This window comes from Psychrobacter sp. UBA6739, from assembly GCF_002453835.1.
Taxonomy (GTDB): Bacteria; Pseudomonadota; Gammaproteobacteria; order Pseudomonadales; family Moraxellaceae; genus Psychrobacter; species Psychrobacter immobilis_A.
Map to the genome: position 1 here is coordinate 16,856 of NZ_DKHR01000052.1, position 15,675 is coordinate 32,530.

Annotated in this window: 12 protein-coding genes; 9 read left to right on the forward strand and 3 right to left on the reverse strand. The window is 44.4% G+C overall.

The features are described from left to right. Positions 1 to 203 precede the first annotated feature (203 nt). From B2575_RS11080 to B2575_RS11120, 9 genes are all read left to right on the forward strand, one after another. Positions 204 to 1,532, forward strand: a complete 1,329-nt coding sequence (locus B2575_RS11080) for an efflux RND transporter periplasmic adaptor subunit (RefSeq protein ID WP_296242050.1) — start codon at positions 204 to 206, stop codon at positions 1,530 to 1,532. Continuing rightward, positions 1,529 to 4,630, forward strand: coding sequence for an efflux RND transporter permease subunit (locus tag B2575_RS11085; RefSeq protein WP_087815070.1), 3,102 nt, complete (start codon positions 1,529 to 1,531; stop codon positions 4,628 to 4,630). Before B2575_RS11080 ends, B2575_RS11085 begins: the two co-directional genes overlap by 4 nt. A gap of 193 nt (positions 4,631 to 4,823) precedes the next feature. Next, positions 4,824 to 5,438: a YceI family protein gene (locus tag B2575_RS11090; protein ID WP_296242052.1), complete on the forward strand. Its 615-nt coding sequence runs from the start codon at positions 4,824 to 4,826 to the stop codon at positions 5,436 to 5,438. Positions 5,439 to 5,811: 373 nt separating this feature from the next. Then, entirely contained in the window at positions 5,812 to 6,849 is a 1,038-nt protein-coding gene (locus B2575_RS11095; RefSeq protein WP_296242054.1) for a DUF1852 domain-containing protein, read from the forward strand. Positions 6,850 to 6,903: 54 nt separating this feature from the next. Then, positions 6,904 to 7,950 carry a methionine synthase gene (locus B2575_RS11100; protein ID WP_045445767.1) on the forward strand — a complete coding sequence of 349 codons (1,047 nt, stop codon included), beginning with the start codon at positions 6,904 to 6,906 and terminating at the stop codon, positions 7,948 to 7,950. 136 nt (positions 7,951 to 8,086) lie between these two features. After that, positions 8,087 to 8,587 (forward strand): flavin reductase, encoded by a 501-nt coding sequence (locus tag B2575_RS11105; protein ID WP_296242057.1) that lies wholly within the window; start codon positions 8,087 to 8,089, stop codon positions 8,585 to 8,587. A gap of 77 nt (positions 8,588 to 8,664) precedes the next feature. Continuing rightward, on the forward strand, positions 8,665 to 9,498 hold the full coding sequence (locus B2575_RS11110; protein WP_296242059.1) for a sulfite exporter TauE/SafE family protein: 834 nt from the start codon (positions 8,665 to 8,667) through the stop codon (positions 9,496 to 9,498). 482 nt (positions 9,499 to 9,980) lie between these two features. Further along, positions 9,981 to 10,301, forward strand: coding sequence for a LysE family translocator (locus B2575_RS11115; RefSeq protein WP_265089320.1), 321 nt, complete (start codon positions 9,981 to 9,983; stop codon positions 10,299 to 10,301). Positions 10,302 to 10,459: 158 nt separating this feature from the next. After that, a complete protein-coding gene (locus tag B2575_RS11120; RefSeq protein WP_296242061.1) occupies positions 10,460 to 11,404 on the forward strand; it encodes an EamA family transporter in 945 nt (314 codons plus the stop codon). Positions 11,405 to 11,569: 165 nt separating this feature from the next. Here the strand turns inward: B2575_RS11120 and truC are convergent, their stop codons facing one another. The 3 genes from truC to glmU form a co-directional block, all read right to left on the reverse strand. Next, positions 11,570 to 12,340, reverse strand: a complete 771-nt coding sequence (truC, locus tag B2575_RS11125; protein WP_296242063.1) for a tRNA pseudouridine(65) synthase TruC — start codon at positions 12,338 to 12,340, stop codon at positions 11,570 to 11,572. A 175-nt stretch (positions 12,341 to 12,515) separates the two neighbouring features. After that, positions 12,516 to 14,360: a glutamine--fructose-6-phosphate transaminase (isomerizing) gene (glmS, locus tag B2575_RS11130; RefSeq protein WP_201502883.1), complete on the reverse strand. Its 1,845-nt coding sequence runs from the start codon at positions 14,358 to 14,360 to the stop codon at positions 12,516 to 12,518. Positions 14,361 to 14,607: 247 nt separating this feature from the next. Next, positions 14,608 to 15,675: bifunctional UDP-N-acetylglucosamine diphosphorylase/glucosamine-1-phosphate N-acetyltransferase GlmU (glmU, locus tag B2575_RS11135; protein ID WP_296242066.1), on the reverse strand; the 1,068-nt coding region annotated here is incomplete at its 5' end.

Genomic DNA, 15,675 nt, shown 5'->3' on the forward strand with positions numbered 1-15,675 from the left:
TTAAGTTCAATGTCTTACTATATCTTGATTATTATGTCTTGATGACTATCAACAATTGACTATGTAGATACTTAACATAATTGACCCAATGACGAGATAGTCTACAATGATAAAAGACTATTTTGATAAGCTCTGCCAGCATCATTTTGTTTCCCTTATACTTTTTACGGCGTTAGTACCGTGCTTATTTATAGAGACCGACTATGAGTGATTTTGAACATCCTAATAATAAGCAAGCACCGACTAGCGAGCAAGAAACCAACATTGAGCCACCTCAACCATCTGAGCTACCACCGTATCGCCAGTCTGATACTTTGTCTAAAAAAACTTCTTCAAAATTACCGTTATGGTTGTTACCCGTATTGGCAGCCGTGCTTATCATTGGTGTGCTACTTGGAAAGTATTGGGGCGGGAGTGATGAAGCCGCGACGGATGAATCGCCAGTTTCTAGTGGTACTTCAAGTAATGGTGCCACTGCAAGCGCTACGAGTACTGAGCAGGCGGTATTATCAGTAGAGACGGTCAGCCCAAGCCAAGATGATATTGGTAACACACTCAGTGCTGATGGCACCATTGATGCCAAAGATAAGGCGAATGTCAGTGCCAAAGTAAACGGTGTTGCTATCGAGCGTATATTGGTCGAAGAAGGTGATCGCGTCAAAGCGGGTCAAGTATTGGCGATATTTGACACCGATGCTATGGAGCAGCAAGTCTTGCAAGCAGAGGCAGATGTTGCCGAAGCAGAAGCGACGCTTGCCAATGCCAGCGCTGATGCTGCCCGTGTATTGCCATTGATAGATATTGATGCGATTAGCAAACAAGAAGCCGATCGCTATCGCACTGCAAAACTTCAAGCACAGGCTGCGCTACAAGCTTCCAAAGCGCTTCTGAGCACTCAGCGCTTGAGTGTAGATAATGCAACAGTGGTCGCACCAGTCAGCGGTGTCATCAGCGAGAAAATGGCGGAGGTTGGTATGGTTGCTGGTGGCGAGCCATTATTTACTATCATTAAAGGTGGTATTTTGGAATGGCGTGCAGATATTGATCCCAAGCTTGTTGGTGAAGTCAGTGTCGGGACGCCAGTACGGGTGAGCTTACCAGATGGTGATACGGTAATGGGGAAAGTGAGCCGCATAGCACCAACGGCGGACAACAACCGGCAGATTACCATCTATGCGAGCTTGGCAGCCAATGCAAAAGTACGGGCAGGTATGTATCAAACGGGTGAGTTCCTATTAGGCAGTGCCAGTACGCAAACGGTGCCCAATAGCGCTATCGTCAGCAACGATGGCTATGATTATGTGATGCTAGTAACCAATGTGACCACTCAAGATGGTCAGACCATGGGTCGTATCAAGCAACAACGAGTGACATTGGGCGAGCGACTTGGCGAAAATGTGGCAGTGCTAGAGCCATTGCCTAGTGACAGTCAAATTGTCAAACAAGGCGGCAGCTTTTTAAATGATGGAGATTTGGTGCGTATCGTTGATGGTGTTAGCCAAACGAGTACAGCAGCGCAGGCACAACCATGAGTTTAAATGTTTCTGCTTACTCGATAAAAAATCCTTTAGTTGCCATTTTGCTATTTATACTACTGACGTTAGGCGGTATTTATGGCTTTATGAAAATGAAGGTGCAGCAGTTTCCTGATATTGACTTACCTGCAGTCGTGGTCACGGTGACTTTACCGGGTGCCGCGCCATCACAGCTCGAAAACGACATCGCAAAAAAGATAGAAAACAAGCTTACGAGTATTGAAGGTATCAAGCATATTCGCACCACGTTACAAACGGGTGCTGCCACCATGGTCACAGAGTTTGTGTTAGAAAAGGATATTCAAGAAGCGGTCGATGATGTGCGCTCGGCAGTAGGCGAGGTACGCGGCGATTTGCCTGCCGCTGCCAATGACCCTATTATTACTAAAGTTTCAACCGCAGGATTCCCCGTTGTCACTTATTCTGTGGCTTCTGAAAACATGAATGTGGAAGACTTGTCTTGGTTCGTCGATGATACAGTCACCAAGCGTCTTTCTGACATACCGGGTGTCAGTACGGTTAGCCGTATTGGTGGTTTGCAGCGTGAGATTACCGTCGCAGCTGACCCGATTACCTTGAGTGGTCTTAAGCTCTCTATCACACAACTATCCAATCAAATCACGGGTATTCAGCAGGACAGCTCTGGTGGTGAAGCAGAAGTGGGCAAAACCACCCAGACGATTCGTGTCCTTGGTGCGGTGGAGCGGGCAAGTGAGCTCAATGATTTACAAGTGGCAATCCCAGCAGGCGGCACACAAGCGCTTGGACGTATGGCACAAATCACAGATGGCGCGGCTGACCCAAGCTCTATTGCTAAGCTTGACGGGCAAACGGTGGTGGCATTTAACATCACCCGCTCGCGTGGTGCCAGTGAAGTCGAGGTCATGGAGCTGGTTGATGCAGAGCTTGCCAAGCTGTCAGCCGATGTAGGTAATATCACTATTGAAAAGGTCTATGATCGGGCAACGCCGATTGCGGAAGATTATCAAGCTTCTTTACGGATGCTGATCGAAGGTGGTCTGTTAGCAGTCGTCGTCGTATTCTTATTTTTGCGCAATATTCGGGCGACTATAGTTGCTGCTGTCGCCTTGCCATTATCAGTGATTCCTACCTTTTTAGGTATGTACTTATTTGGCTTTAGCCTCAATATTATATCTTTGTTGGCATTGTCATTAGTGATCGGTGTATTGGTTGATGATGCGATCGTCGAGGTCGAAAACATCATACGGCATTTACGCATGGGCAAGACACCGTATGAAGCAGCGATGGAAGCGGCTGACGAGATTGGCTTGGCAGTAGTCGCGACCACATTTACTTTGATTGCCGTGTTTTTACCTACCGCCTTTATGGGCGGTATCGTTGGTCAGTTTTTCCGTCAGTTTGGTTGGACAGCTGCATTATCGATTTTTGCGTCTTTGATGGTCGCGCGTCTTATCACACCGATGATGGCAGCGTATATATTGCGACCAGAGAAAAAACACGTTGAGAAACAAAGCGCGCTGATGGGTTGGTATCTCAAAATAGTGGCATGGACACTGCATCATCGCTGGCTGACGATGGGTGCAACTTTAGTGTTATTCGTGGCGTCACTGATGCTTGTCAAACTACTACCAACATCGTTTATTCCTGATAATGACATTGACCAAACTCGTGTGGCGATTGAGTTGACACCTGACGTTGCACTGGAAGACACAGAGCGCGTTGCTGCGCTGGCAAGTGAGCGTATTTTAGCAATGCCTGAAGTCACCAATATTTTTACCTCAGTCGGTGAGGCTCAGGCTAGCATGGACTCAAACTCTAGTGGTGGCAAAGCCGAAAATATAGCAGGTCTAGATATCGTGCTAGCACCACGTGCAGAGCGCGGCTCTAAGCAAGAGATTGAACGTCAAATAAGTAGTTTGTTGGCAGAAGTGCCAGGCGCGCGCTTTACCGTCGGTTTGTCGAGTGGTGGAGAGAGTGGTTACAACTTCTCTATGACCAGTACCAATCCGCAATTGCTTGAACAAACCGCTCAGAAAATCATGTCAGAGATTCGAGGGCTGCCCAGTGCTGGCTCCGTGACCAGTGACCGCAGTTTGCCGCGTCAAGAGTTAACGGTGACGCCAGACAGACTGGCGATGGCGGATAAAGGTGTGACCACGCAAGACATCGCTACGACGTTACGAGTGGCGACGGTAGGTGACTATGAGCAGCGTTTATCCAAGCTCAATTTGGATACGCGGCAGATTCCTATCGTCATTCGTCTACCAGATGTTGCCAAGCAAAATGTCAGCCAATTAGAAGGTCTATATGTACCGAGCTCGTTACCAGCAGGACAGGGTGTACGTGTGGGTGAAGTGGCGTCATTAGACTTTGGCACTGGGCCTGCGCAGATTAGCAGGCTCGATCGAGAACGCGCCATCAGTATCACGGTGCAACCTGCGAGTGGCGAGCTTGGAGACTTGGTACAAGCGGTTAAATCAGTACCTGCCATGCAACAACTACCGCCTTCCATTACCATTATTGACCAAGGTCAAGCAGAAAACATGGCTGAGCTATTCAGCGGTTTTGTGATTGCGATGTCGGTCGGTGTGGTTTGTATTTTAGGCGTACTTATTCTATTGTTTGGGCGTATATTGCAGCCTTTCACCATTTTGATGGCATTGCCTTTATCGATAGGCGGCGCTTTTGTAGGCTTGGTTATTACCAATAGCAGTCTTTCTATGCCATCGATGATCGGCTTTATTATGCTAATGGGTATTGCCACCAAAAACTCTATCTTATTGGTCGATTATGCACTGATTGCACAGCGTCGAGGTTTGGCGCGTTTTGAGGCTATTATCGATGCTTGCCGCAAGCGGGCGCGTCCTATTATTATGACCACCATTGCGATGGGCGCGGGGATGTTGCCCTTAGTCTTCGGTTGGGGTGATGCCGATCCAACCTTCCGTCGTCCGATGGCCGCTGCGGTATTGGGTGGTCTGGTGACTTCGACGTTATTAAGCCTTGTGGTGATTCCAGTGGTTTATACTTTGATGGATGATTTGTCAGGATGGTTTGCTAAATGGCTCGTACCTAGTGGCAAAGAGCAAACAACGACAAATGGTAAAGTATGATTTAACGGATTTATTTGATCATACCTATGACATAGCGTTAGCAGTGAGAATGCTATGTCTAAAATAGACAAGCCCATACTTATTGATTAAGTATGGGCTTGTTGTCATTATATAAGAGAGCAATTATAAGAGCAAAATCACAAGCACAAAGGATGTGATGGCTCTATCATTTATACAGCAAAGGAATGTTACTATGAATCAAATATCCCTCTCGACAGTCATACTGTCCTCGCGGAAGCCGCTACTAGCCTTAAGTATAAGCATGTTAGGTATCGCCAGCAGTCAGGCGAGGACTTACGATATCGACCCCACTCATACCAATGTACGCTTTGCTATTGACCATTTTAATACCTCTACCAACACAGGTGGCTTTTATAATATCACTGGGCAGCTAGATTATGATCCAGCGGTTAAGACTGGTAATATCTCGCTAGTAATTCCTCTGAATAGCTTAAATACAGGCAATGCAGCATTTGATATCACGCTAAAAAGCGCAGATTTTTTCGATATTGAGCAGTTTCCACTGGCGCAATTTGAGTCTACCAAATGGTATTTTACGACTGATGGTAGTGGCTCAAATGTCAGCAAGGTTGATGGCATGTTGACACTACACGGCAAGACTAATCCCATTACGCTGACGGCCAGCAAGTTCAATTGCTACCTAAATCCAATATTAAAAAAACCAGTTTGCGGTGGGGATTTCACAACGACCATTGATCGAACGAAATGGGGCATCAGCAAATATACATTATTGGGTATTACTAAAGAAGTTCAGCTAAATATTCAGATTGAAGCTGCAAAGCGCTAACACAATCAATAGAAAGTAATTTTCTATTTATATTATCAAAAAAAAGGCTGAGACTTAGAAAATAAGTTTCGACTTTTTTAATGAGAGAATCCTTAGATTCGTTAGTTAGTTTATCGAAATTTTCTTTATGCTTTCTTTAGCGTAGCTCATTTTTCTACAGGCTTATTTTTTGCTGAATGATGCTATCGAGTAAGTCGTAAAGTCTCCGCTATCCAATCTAATGTCATACCATAACTCCATTAAAATGAATTATATTCATCTTATATTTAAATAGTATCGTTTTTATTCATGTAATAGTTTAGGTATGATTCACCTCATACACAAATTTGGTTTTATCTCAAATAATGAGAGTAGATTAGGGTAGCGGATTATCATGAGTAAAGAATTTAGTTGTGCAATTAAGCGCATTCGTTTTGATGAAAACTATCATCCTGCAAATAGCACGCGTCTCACGACGAACTTTGCGAATTTGGCGCGTGGCGAGCATCGTCAAGAGAACTTAAGCAAAACGTTAAGAATGATAAATAATCGTTTTAATGCTTTGGCACATTGGGATAATACCACCGCAGATCGTTATTCTGTTGAGGTTGATATTATTTCTGTCGACATGGATGTTGCAGGAAATGGCGATACTTTCCCTATCATCGAGATGCTGCAAACAACGATTGTGGATCATAAAGAGAACACCCGTATTGAGGGTTTGATTGGTAATAGTTTCTCATCTTATGTGCGCGATTATGACTTTAGCGTCGTCTTATTAGACCATTTCGATAAACATCCATCATCTGCGCCACCAGTAGATTTTGGTGACTTACATGGCAAACTGTTTCAGTATTTATTGAATTCAGACGCTTACCAAGCTAATTTCACCAAGAAGCCTGTGATTTGCTTGAGTGTTTCCACCAGTAAAACCTATCAACGTACGCCCAATCAGCACCCTGTATTGGGCGTTGAATACAAACAAGATGGCTGCTCTTTGAACAAAGGGTCACTAACCGATGAGTACTTTTCCAAAATGGGCTTAACGGTTCGCTACTTTATGCCTACGGGTAGCGCCGCGCCATTAGCGTTTTATTTTGCGGGTGACTTGCTGAGCGATTATACCGATCTTGAGCTGGTCAGTGCGATTAGTACCATGGAGACTTTCCAAAAAATCTATCGTCCTGAGATTTACAATGCCAACTCTACGGCAGGTCAAGTGTATCAACCGAGTTTGAAGTACCAAGATTATTCCCTAACGCAAATCGTCTATGATCGCGCAGAGCGTAGTCAGATGGCAGTGACACAAGGTAAGTTCACCGAAGAGCAGTTCATCAAGCCATACCAAACCATTCTTAATGAGTGGGCAGCAAGCTATGATGTGACAAGCAGCATTGTTCAAAAAGAAGCCGTAAAAAAAGCCGCAGCATAGCCAATATAAATGTAGCCGAAAATTAAAATACCAATAAATAAGAAGATGAATCGTATGACAATATTATTACCGACACAAAAGTTATTACCGACGTCAACGGCTGGCAGTTTACCGAAACCTTCTTGGCTTGCAGAACCTGAAAAAATTTGGTCTCCTTGGGCATTAGAAGGTGAGCAACTGCTTGAAGCCAAACAAGACGCACTACGTTTGACATTGCAAGAACAGGTACATGCAGGCATTGATATTGTCAGTGATGGCGAGCAAACTCGTCAGCACTTTGTGACCACCTTTATTGAACATCTGGATGGCGTCGATTTTGAGAAACGCGAGACCGTGCGCATTCGTAATCGTTATGATGCCAGTGTGCCGTCAGTTGTGGGCGCGGTAAGCCGTCAAAAGCCTGTATTTGTTGATGATGCTAAGTTTTTACGTGCGCAAACCGATCAGCCGATCAAATGGGCACTGCCTGGTCCGATGACCATGATTGATACCTTATATGATGGTCATTATAAAAGCCGTGAAAAATTGGCGTGGGAATTTGCTAAAATCTTAAATCAAGAAGCGAGAGAGTTAGAAGCGGCTGGGGTGGATATTATCCAATTCGATGAGCCTGCATTTAATGTGTTCTTTGATGACGTCAACGACTGGGGTATTGCCACGTTAGAGCGTGCCATTGAAGGTCTAAAGTGTGAAACGGCGGTGCATATCTGCTACGGTTATGGCATCAAAGCCAATACTGATTGGAAAAAGACATTGGGTTCAGAGTGGCGCCAATATGAGCAAGCATTCCCTAAATTGCAACAGTCGAATATTGATATTGTCTCTTTAGAATGTCAAAACTCACATGTTCCGATGGATTTGATTGAATTGATCCGCGGTAAAAAAGTGATGATTGGTGCCATTGATGTGGCAACCAATACCATTGAGACCCCTGAAGAAGTGGCAAATACGCTACGCAAAGCATTGCAATTCGTCGATGCGGATAAACTGTATCCTTCTACTAACTGCGGCATGGCACCGCTATCGCGCCAAGTGGCACGAGGTAAGCTGCAAGCGTTAAGTGCAGGCGCAGCAATCGTGCGGCAAGAACTGACCGCTTAGGGTTCATTGAATAAACTGATGCAAGATTTAGCTTTTATAGGTTGGGTTTTTAACCCCGTCTATACTAGCTTGTTTAAACTCATGAGTGACCTCAGTTATCAATGAACTTAAAGATTTAAAATTTAGGAGTTAAGTCATGATTGAAGCCACCGATTTTAGAGACGGTATGTCTTTGTTAACAACAGCGGTCAATGTTATTACCACAGAAGGCAACGCTGGTACTCATGGATTTACCGCATCTGCGGTGTGTAGCGTCACCGATACACCGCCAACCTTGCTGGTTTGCATGAATCAGACGTCTCGCTCACATGCCCATTTTATTGAAAATAAAACGTTAAGTGTCAATGTTTTAGGCGCACAGCATGAATCAATATCTAACGCTTTTGCCTCCAAATTGAGTTCACAAGAGCGATTTGAATACGGCTCTTGGTCACCACTCAAAACAGGCGCTCCCGTTTTAGAAGATGCGTTGGTCAGTTTTGATTGTGAGATTGAGGACATTCAGCAAGTGGGCACGCACAGTGTTTTCATGTGCCGGGTGGTCGCTATTAGACAAAGTGAGCAAGAGGAAAGTTTGGTGTATTTCAATCGTGCCTATTCTCGGGTTGGTCAAGTGGATCAAGCAGAAATCGCCTAAGTTGGCTTTTTAACTGATTGATTGTCACTGAACTAAAATAACCATCGTACTAACTCTACATAAGAAGTAAATATCCCGTGGAATTAATCATTTTTTTAATCATAGGTGCGCTAGCAGGATTTGCTGCGGGGCTATTTGGTGTGGGCGGTGGCACAATTATCGTGCCATTATTATTCATCGTCTTTACGCAAATGGGTTACAGCCCTGACAATATCATGCATTTGGCATTGGGGACGTCATTGGCGACCATCATTGTCACCTCTATCAGCTCGCTCATGGCACATAATAAGAAAGGCGCAGTCATGTGGCCTGTCTTCAAAAATCTGGCACCAGGCTTAGCGATTGGTTGCTTTTTAGGGGCAGGGATTGCAGGACAGATATCAGGGTTGTATCTTCAGCTCATCGTTGGCGTGTTTTTGCTGTGGGTCGCCTACAAGATGTTTTTCGGTGGCAAAAAACAGGTTGCTAATCATGCTAGCAATTCTAGTAGTGCCGATGATGCTAATACACAACTGCCTTCAAAACCTAAGCAATTAGCAGCAGGTGGGGTTATCGGTATCGCTTCTGCTATTTTCGGTATTGGCGGCGGTAGCTTAACTGTGCCTTATCTCACGCGTTATGGTGTGGTCATGCAAAAAGCCGTTGGCACCTCAGCAGCTTGTGGTCTGCCGATTGCCATTGCTGGAGCATTAGGTTTTATGTTCTTTGGGATGCAGCAACGAATTGATGTGCCTAACACCATTGGCTTTGTGCACATTTATGCCTTTTTAGGGATCAGTATCATGAGCTTTTTTACCGCCAAGCTAGGCGCGAAAGTTGCTCATATACTATCACCAGAGCTTTTAAAGAAATGCTTTGCGGTGTTATTAACGGTTGTGGGGTGCTATTTCCTGTATAAGGGATTTGTTTAAGTCTTTATATTGGCGCGTTTAAACTGCAACGTTTAGATCGTGCAAAAGTTTATTTTGAGTGGTGCTCTTATATCAGTCTGCTTTAAGTGGTCTATTAATGGGTCTAAAGGGTGAAGTATCTAGGTTCTGTTGGGTATACGTATTTTTGTTTTTCAGAATGACTGTCCTTTCTAAAATAAGCATGGTTTGACATATAAATTAAATGCTAGAATGCCAACAAAAGCTTACTCTGGTAGTCGTGTTTAATGAGTAATATTGCCTTATACGTTCTTATCGCCTCTGCCACTATTGCTAGCCCAAGTCCTGATGTCATTCTAAGTATTACAAACCCCCTGACGCATGGTCGAAAAAAATAGCTTATGGCATCTTAGGTATCTCTCTAGGAATGCTAGGCGCGGCTATTGTCTCAGCTACTAGTATTGGACTAGTGATTGCAACATCAAAGAAAATGTTCTTGGCCATTCAATTAGTGGGCGCAATATATATTCTACTTGGGTTTTAAAATGGCCTTTGGAAAAAGAAAATCATTTGTCCTAGAGTCTGACAACACGTTAGATGTGAGTAGTACAAGTGCTGGTAGGTTATTCAAAGAGGGTTTGCTAACCTCTCTTTCTAACCCAAAACCTATCTTATTTTTTATGGCTGTATTTCCGCAATTTATCGATACTGAGCAAACCTATCTTTCTCAATTTCTCATTTTAGCTTCAGCTTTTTGCCTATTGGTTTTACTGATCCATTTTTGCTACGCAGAAGCATTTGCTTTAGCCAGCCGGTATCTATGGAAAGCTCAAGATAACCTATAGTTAATTACAAAAATAGGCGGTGCAGCATTAATGCTCATTGCCGTTCTATTGTTTGTAAGTGTATTACTCACTCTCTAAAAGCCTCCTATGGTTAATACGAGATTGTCATAAAATTTTTTTAAATATAATAACCAGCCATAATTTCTTAGGCCAACGATATGACTCCTATATACACTGCATTGGCTGTACTGGTTACTTTTATTTGGGGTGTGAACTTTACCTTTATTGCATGGGGACTTGAAAGCTTTCCACCGCTAATGCTCACCGCCCTGCGTTTCTTCTTTACCGCTGTGCCACTGGTTTTCTTTCTGAAGCCGCCCAAATTTAACCGTACATTACTTATCTATGCTATCGGTACGTTTGTCATGCAGTATGCTTTTGTATTCACTGCCATGCACTTAGGGGCATCAGCAGGATTGACGGCACTATTGCTACAAATTCAAATTTTTATTACCGTATTGTTGGCGTATTTTATACTGGGTGAGGCAGTGAGTCGCATGCAAATCATCGGTATGCTGGTCGGTGTGCTAGGGCTTAGCGTCATCGCGTTGAACCTTGGTGGTGATATGCCTCTGGCTGGGTTTGTCTGTATCTTGATTGCGGCCATAGGTTGGAGCTTTGGTAACATTGCTTCAAAACAGGCGTCAACACAAGCGACGCAGCAAGGATCAGACGGGGCTATTATTCCGTCTAATACTGGAAGTAATAAGGCATCCGCGTTGTCTGCTCTCGCTCTCGTGGTTTGGGGTGGTCTGATCGCTTGCGTGATTTTAACGCTATCTTCTCTCATATTTGAGACCGAGGCATGGCAGCTGGCGACGTTTACCGAGGCATCGCTTAAGTCTTGGTTATCACTTGGGTTTATCGTGTATGTCTCAACGCTGATAGGCTTTGGACTGTGGGCGCATCTGCTTAGTCAAAATACCGCTTCTAAGGTTATGCCGTTTGCTCTATTGGTGCCAGTATTCGGTATGACAACCTCAGTGCTGCTTACAGGAGAGGTCGTGACATGGTGGAAGATGCTGGCAATGATATTGATATTGTCGGGGTTGGTGCTAGCGAATATAAAAATGAAACTGGGAAGAAAGCGCCAGCCAATATGATGTTAGCTGTTCTTATTCCTATAACAGCGCTTACGGTAAATAAAAATAAAAATCCAAAAGCTCATAGCCGAAAGTTCAAGTCCTCACTAGGATACCGAACCTTCGTATCTAGCATCAGTATGTCGACTTCTTTGATATGACTATCTAAGATAAAACCTACACTGTTTAATCTTTAGCGCTGTCTACCCAAGAAAACTCTTCTAAGATACGCATCCATTGGTCGTCTAATTTAGCTTTTAGCAATAACGGCTCACCAGTGACAGGATGGCTGAGCGCTAAAGTCTGAGCATGCAGCAGCATGCGCGTACAATCATAGTGAGTACGAAAAAATCGTGTGTGCCGTATATCACCGTGGCTGGTATCACCCACGATATGATGGAATACATGTCGCATGTGCCGACGCAGCTGATGCTTACGCCCAGTCTCGGGTGTCAAGCGCACAAGACTATAGCGGCTCGTGTCATGCTTTTTTGATACGGCAAATGGTAGCTCGATTTGTGCCAAACTTTGCCAATGGGTCACCGCCTCTTGAGCGGGTTTGTCCAAATCAGCAAACTTATCGGCGATGGCATCGGGTTGAAAGCTCAACGCATAATCAACGGTGCCTTGTTCTGACATATAGCCGCGCACCACGGCTAAATACTGCTTGGTAACTTTGTGTTCAGTAAAAGCCTCGCCAAGGCTGCGCGCCACGGCTGAGCTCTTGGCAAACAATAATACGCCCGATGTGGGCTTGTCTAACCTATGCACCGGAAATACATGACAACCTACTGCATCACGGGTGAGCTGCATGGCAAAGCGCGTCTCGCCTTTATCCAGCCAACTGCGATGCACCAATAGACCAGCCTCTTTATTAATTGCCACCAGAAATTCATCTTCATAGATTATTTCTATTTGATTAGTGATTTGATTGGCGGTGCCGCTTTCGATATCCATGTTCTCATTGTCCATACTGTAGATACAGTAATTATATAAGTGATTGAATTATATAAATTACTGACATTTTTCTATTCGTTATTCACAAAAAAATCCTTCGCTATCTTATTCGTACCAGATAGCGAAGGACTCGGTGCAAAAATAAATTTATTGATAATAAAATCAAATGCTTATATTACTCAACAGTCACTGATTTTGCGAGGTTACGTGGCTGATCGACATCAGTACCGCGCATTACGGCGACATGATATGACAATAGCTGTACGGGTACGCTGTAGACGATAGGGGCAAGCGTTTCACAAACATCGGGCACATAGACCACATGTAATCTGTCTTCTGCGACCATTTGACTAGATTCGCTGGCAAAAACGAACAGCTCACCATGACGCGCGTGTACCTCTTGCATATTGGCTTTCAGCTTATCAAACATGCTGTCTTTTGGCGCTAGTACGACGATGGGCATGTCTTTATCGACCAAGGCCAATGGACCGTGTTTCAGCTCGCCTGCGGCATAGCCTTCAGCATGGATATAAGAGATTTCTTTCAGCTTTAACGCGCCTTCTAGCGCTATTGGAAACTGCAAACCACGACCTAAGAACAGGCAGCTCTTTTTATACTCAAAATGCTCACTCATGGCTTTGATAGGCGCATCGAGGTTTAAGCTGGCATGTAGTTGACCACGTAGCTCTTGTAATTGACCAAGCAAGGTACTCAGGTTTTCGCCAGTCATGCGCTCCTGAACGACACCCACTTTTAAGACCAATAGCATTAAAGCGGCGAGCTGAGTGGTGAATGCTTTGGTAGAAGCAACACCAATCTCGGGACCGGCAAGCGTTGGTAAAAAGATATCCGTCTCACGTACCAAAGACGATGTCGGTACGTTACATAATGCTAAGCTAACTAGACCTGCTGGCGTGTGCTTTTGAATATCACGTAGCGCCGATAACGTGTCTGCCGTTTCGCCAGATTGAGAAATACAAATGACGAGTGTGTTGTCGATGACGACAGGATTGCGATAGCGAAATTCACTAGCGACTTCAACGGAACAAGGCACACGAATAAGGCTCTCAAACCAATATTTTGCGACCAAGCCTGAGTGGTAACTGGTACCACAAGCGATGACTTGGACATGCTTAATGCCTTTTAATTGCGCTTCATGACGCTGTAAAAAATCATCACGCAGTTTAGACGGCTCATCGCTATCTACAGCCATCTCAACAGTACGGGCGACCGCGTCTGGCTGCTCATAGATTTCTTTGAGCATATAATGCTTAAACTCGCCTTTATCCGCATTGTGCTGTGCCGCATCAATTTCATGTATCTGACGTTTTACTTCAACACCATCGGCATAAACCTGAATGCTACTGCGCGTCAATTTGGCGATATCACCTTCTTCTAGATACATAAATCGATTGGTGACCGGTAGTAAGGCTAATTGATCAGAAGCAATAAAATTCTCACCGATACCCACACCAATCACTAGTGGAGAGCCCAAACGAACAGTAATCAACTCTTCTGGGCAGTCGATATGTAGAATACCAAGGGCAAATGCGCCATGTAATAACGGAATAACGGCACGAACCGCCTCTAGTAAATCAGGTGTGGTTTTGTAGATATCATTGATTAGATGAGCGACGACTTCGGTATCGGTCTGCGACGTAAATACGTAACCTTTAGCAATCAATTCTTCTTTTAATTCGGCATAGTTTTCAACGATACCGTTATGTACCACAGCAATCTTGCCTGATACGTGCGGATGGGCATTACGCTGTGCCGGCTCGCCATGGGTTGCCCAACGTGTATGCGCAATACCAATGTGACCATCGAAAAATTCAGGATTAACTGCCACAGCATCGACCAATGCTTGAACTTTACCCACTTGGCGCTCGCGATGGAGTTCGCCATCACGAATGACGGTTAGACCGGCAGAATCATAACCACGGTATTCTAGACGCTTAAGACCCTCAAGTAAGATATTAGCGATATTACGCTCAGCGACTGCTCCAACGATTCCACACATAACTATTCCTTAAATTCGATGTTTCGTGTTTTGATTTTTAAAAGCTTCAATGTTTCAATGCTTAACCGCTCAAATACTTTGAGAGGCGATAATGTTCAGTCAATAAATAATAGAAGTTCATACTGGCAGAGCTTTTATACTAACAATTTTGACGTTATAAATATAAGGAAGCAGCATCACAAAAATTGTCATGCTGCTTAGTATTACTTCAATAGACATTAGTCAAAATGCTGGTGATTGACCATTGCTATTTTGACTTTTTGGTCGGACGCTGAAAGTCGTTTTTCTGAGTTTGTCGTGCCCGTCCAAAGGCTAATGCTTTACTGTCGACGTCTTTAGTAATCACTGAACCTGCGGCAACCGTAGCGGTATTACCAATAGTCACAGGTGCCACTAAACTTGAATTCGAGCCAATGAAGGCATTGTCTTCAATAATGGTTTGTGATTTATTGACACCATCATAATTACAAGTAATGACGCCTGCACCGACATTGACATCTGTACCAATGGTCGCATCACCGATATAACTCAAGTGATTAACCTTGCTACCATGACCGACTGTTGATTTTTTAATCTCGACGAAATTACCGACTTTACTGTTATCAGACAGTACGGTTTCAGGACGCAAATGGGCGAAAGGACCGACATCAACACCTGCCCCAATCTCAGCGCGATCAATCACGCAATAAGGTTTTATGTGGCAGGCATTACCAATGTGGGCGTTTTTGATGACACAGCCCGCTTCGATATAAACATTGTCACCTAAGACACAATCACCCTCGAATACCACACCCACATCGACAAACACGTCTTGACCCGCAGTCAAGGTACCGCGAATATCAACGCGACTTGGATCAGCGAACTGTACACCGGCTTCTTGCAGGTCTGCAACTAATTTGCCTTGCCACGTGCGCTCTAAGCTAGCGAGCTGTTGGCGGTTATTGACGCCTTCAATCTCAAAGGTATGCTCAGGCTCAATCGCGACAATATTAATGCCTTCAGCGACCGCCATTTTGACGATATCCGTTAGGTAGTATTCTTGCTGCGCATTGTCATTAGATAGCTTTGGCAGGTATTTATGTAATAAAGCATTATCAACGCAGTAAATGCCGCTATTAATCTCTTGAATGCTCTGCTCATCGGTGCTGGCATCTTTTTGCTCGACGATAGCTTCGATATTGCCGTCTTTATCGCGTTTGATACGACCGAGACCAAAAGGATTATCTACGGTTAGGGTCAACATAGACATGCCATCAGTATTCGCAGACTTCAAAGCCGTTAACGTCTGGCAGCTGACCAATGGCACATCACCATA

Excerpts from the sequence above, each read along its gene's own strand:
- B2575_RS11080 (WP_296242050.1), top strand. The coding sequence starts at position 204 with ATGAGTGATTTTGAACATCCTAATAATAAGCAAGCACCGACTAGCGAG.
- B2575_RS11085 (WP_087815070.1), top strand. The coding sequence starts at position 1,529 with ATGAGTTTAAATGTTTCTGCTTACTCGATAAAAAATCCTTTAGTTGCC.
- B2575_RS11090 (WP_296242052.1), top strand. The coding sequence starts at position 4,824 with ATGAATCAAATATCCCTCTCGACAGTCATACTGTCCTCGCGGAAGCCG.
- B2575_RS11095 (WP_296242054.1), top strand. The coding sequence starts at position 5,812 with ATGAGTAAAGAATTTAGTTGTGCAATTAAGCGCATTCGTTTTGATGAA.
- B2575_RS11100 (WP_045445767.1), top strand. The coding sequence starts at position 6,904 with ATGACAATATTATTACCGACACAAAAGTTATTACCGACGTCAACGGCT.
- B2575_RS11105 (WP_296242057.1), top strand. The coding sequence starts at position 8,087 with ATGATTGAAGCCACCGATTTTAGAGACGGTATGTCTTTGTTAACAACA.
- B2575_RS11120 (WP_296242061.1), top strand. The coding sequence starts at position 10,460 with ATGACTCCTATATACACTGCATTGGCTGTACTGGTTACTTTTATTTGG.
- truC (WP_296242063.1), bottom strand. The coding sequence starts at position 12,340 with ATGGATATCGAAAGCGGCACCGCCAATCAAATCACTAATCAAATAGAA.
- glmS (WP_201502883.1), bottom strand. The coding sequence starts at position 14,360 with ATGTGTGGAATCGTTGGAGCAGTCGCTGAGCGTAATATCGCTAATATC.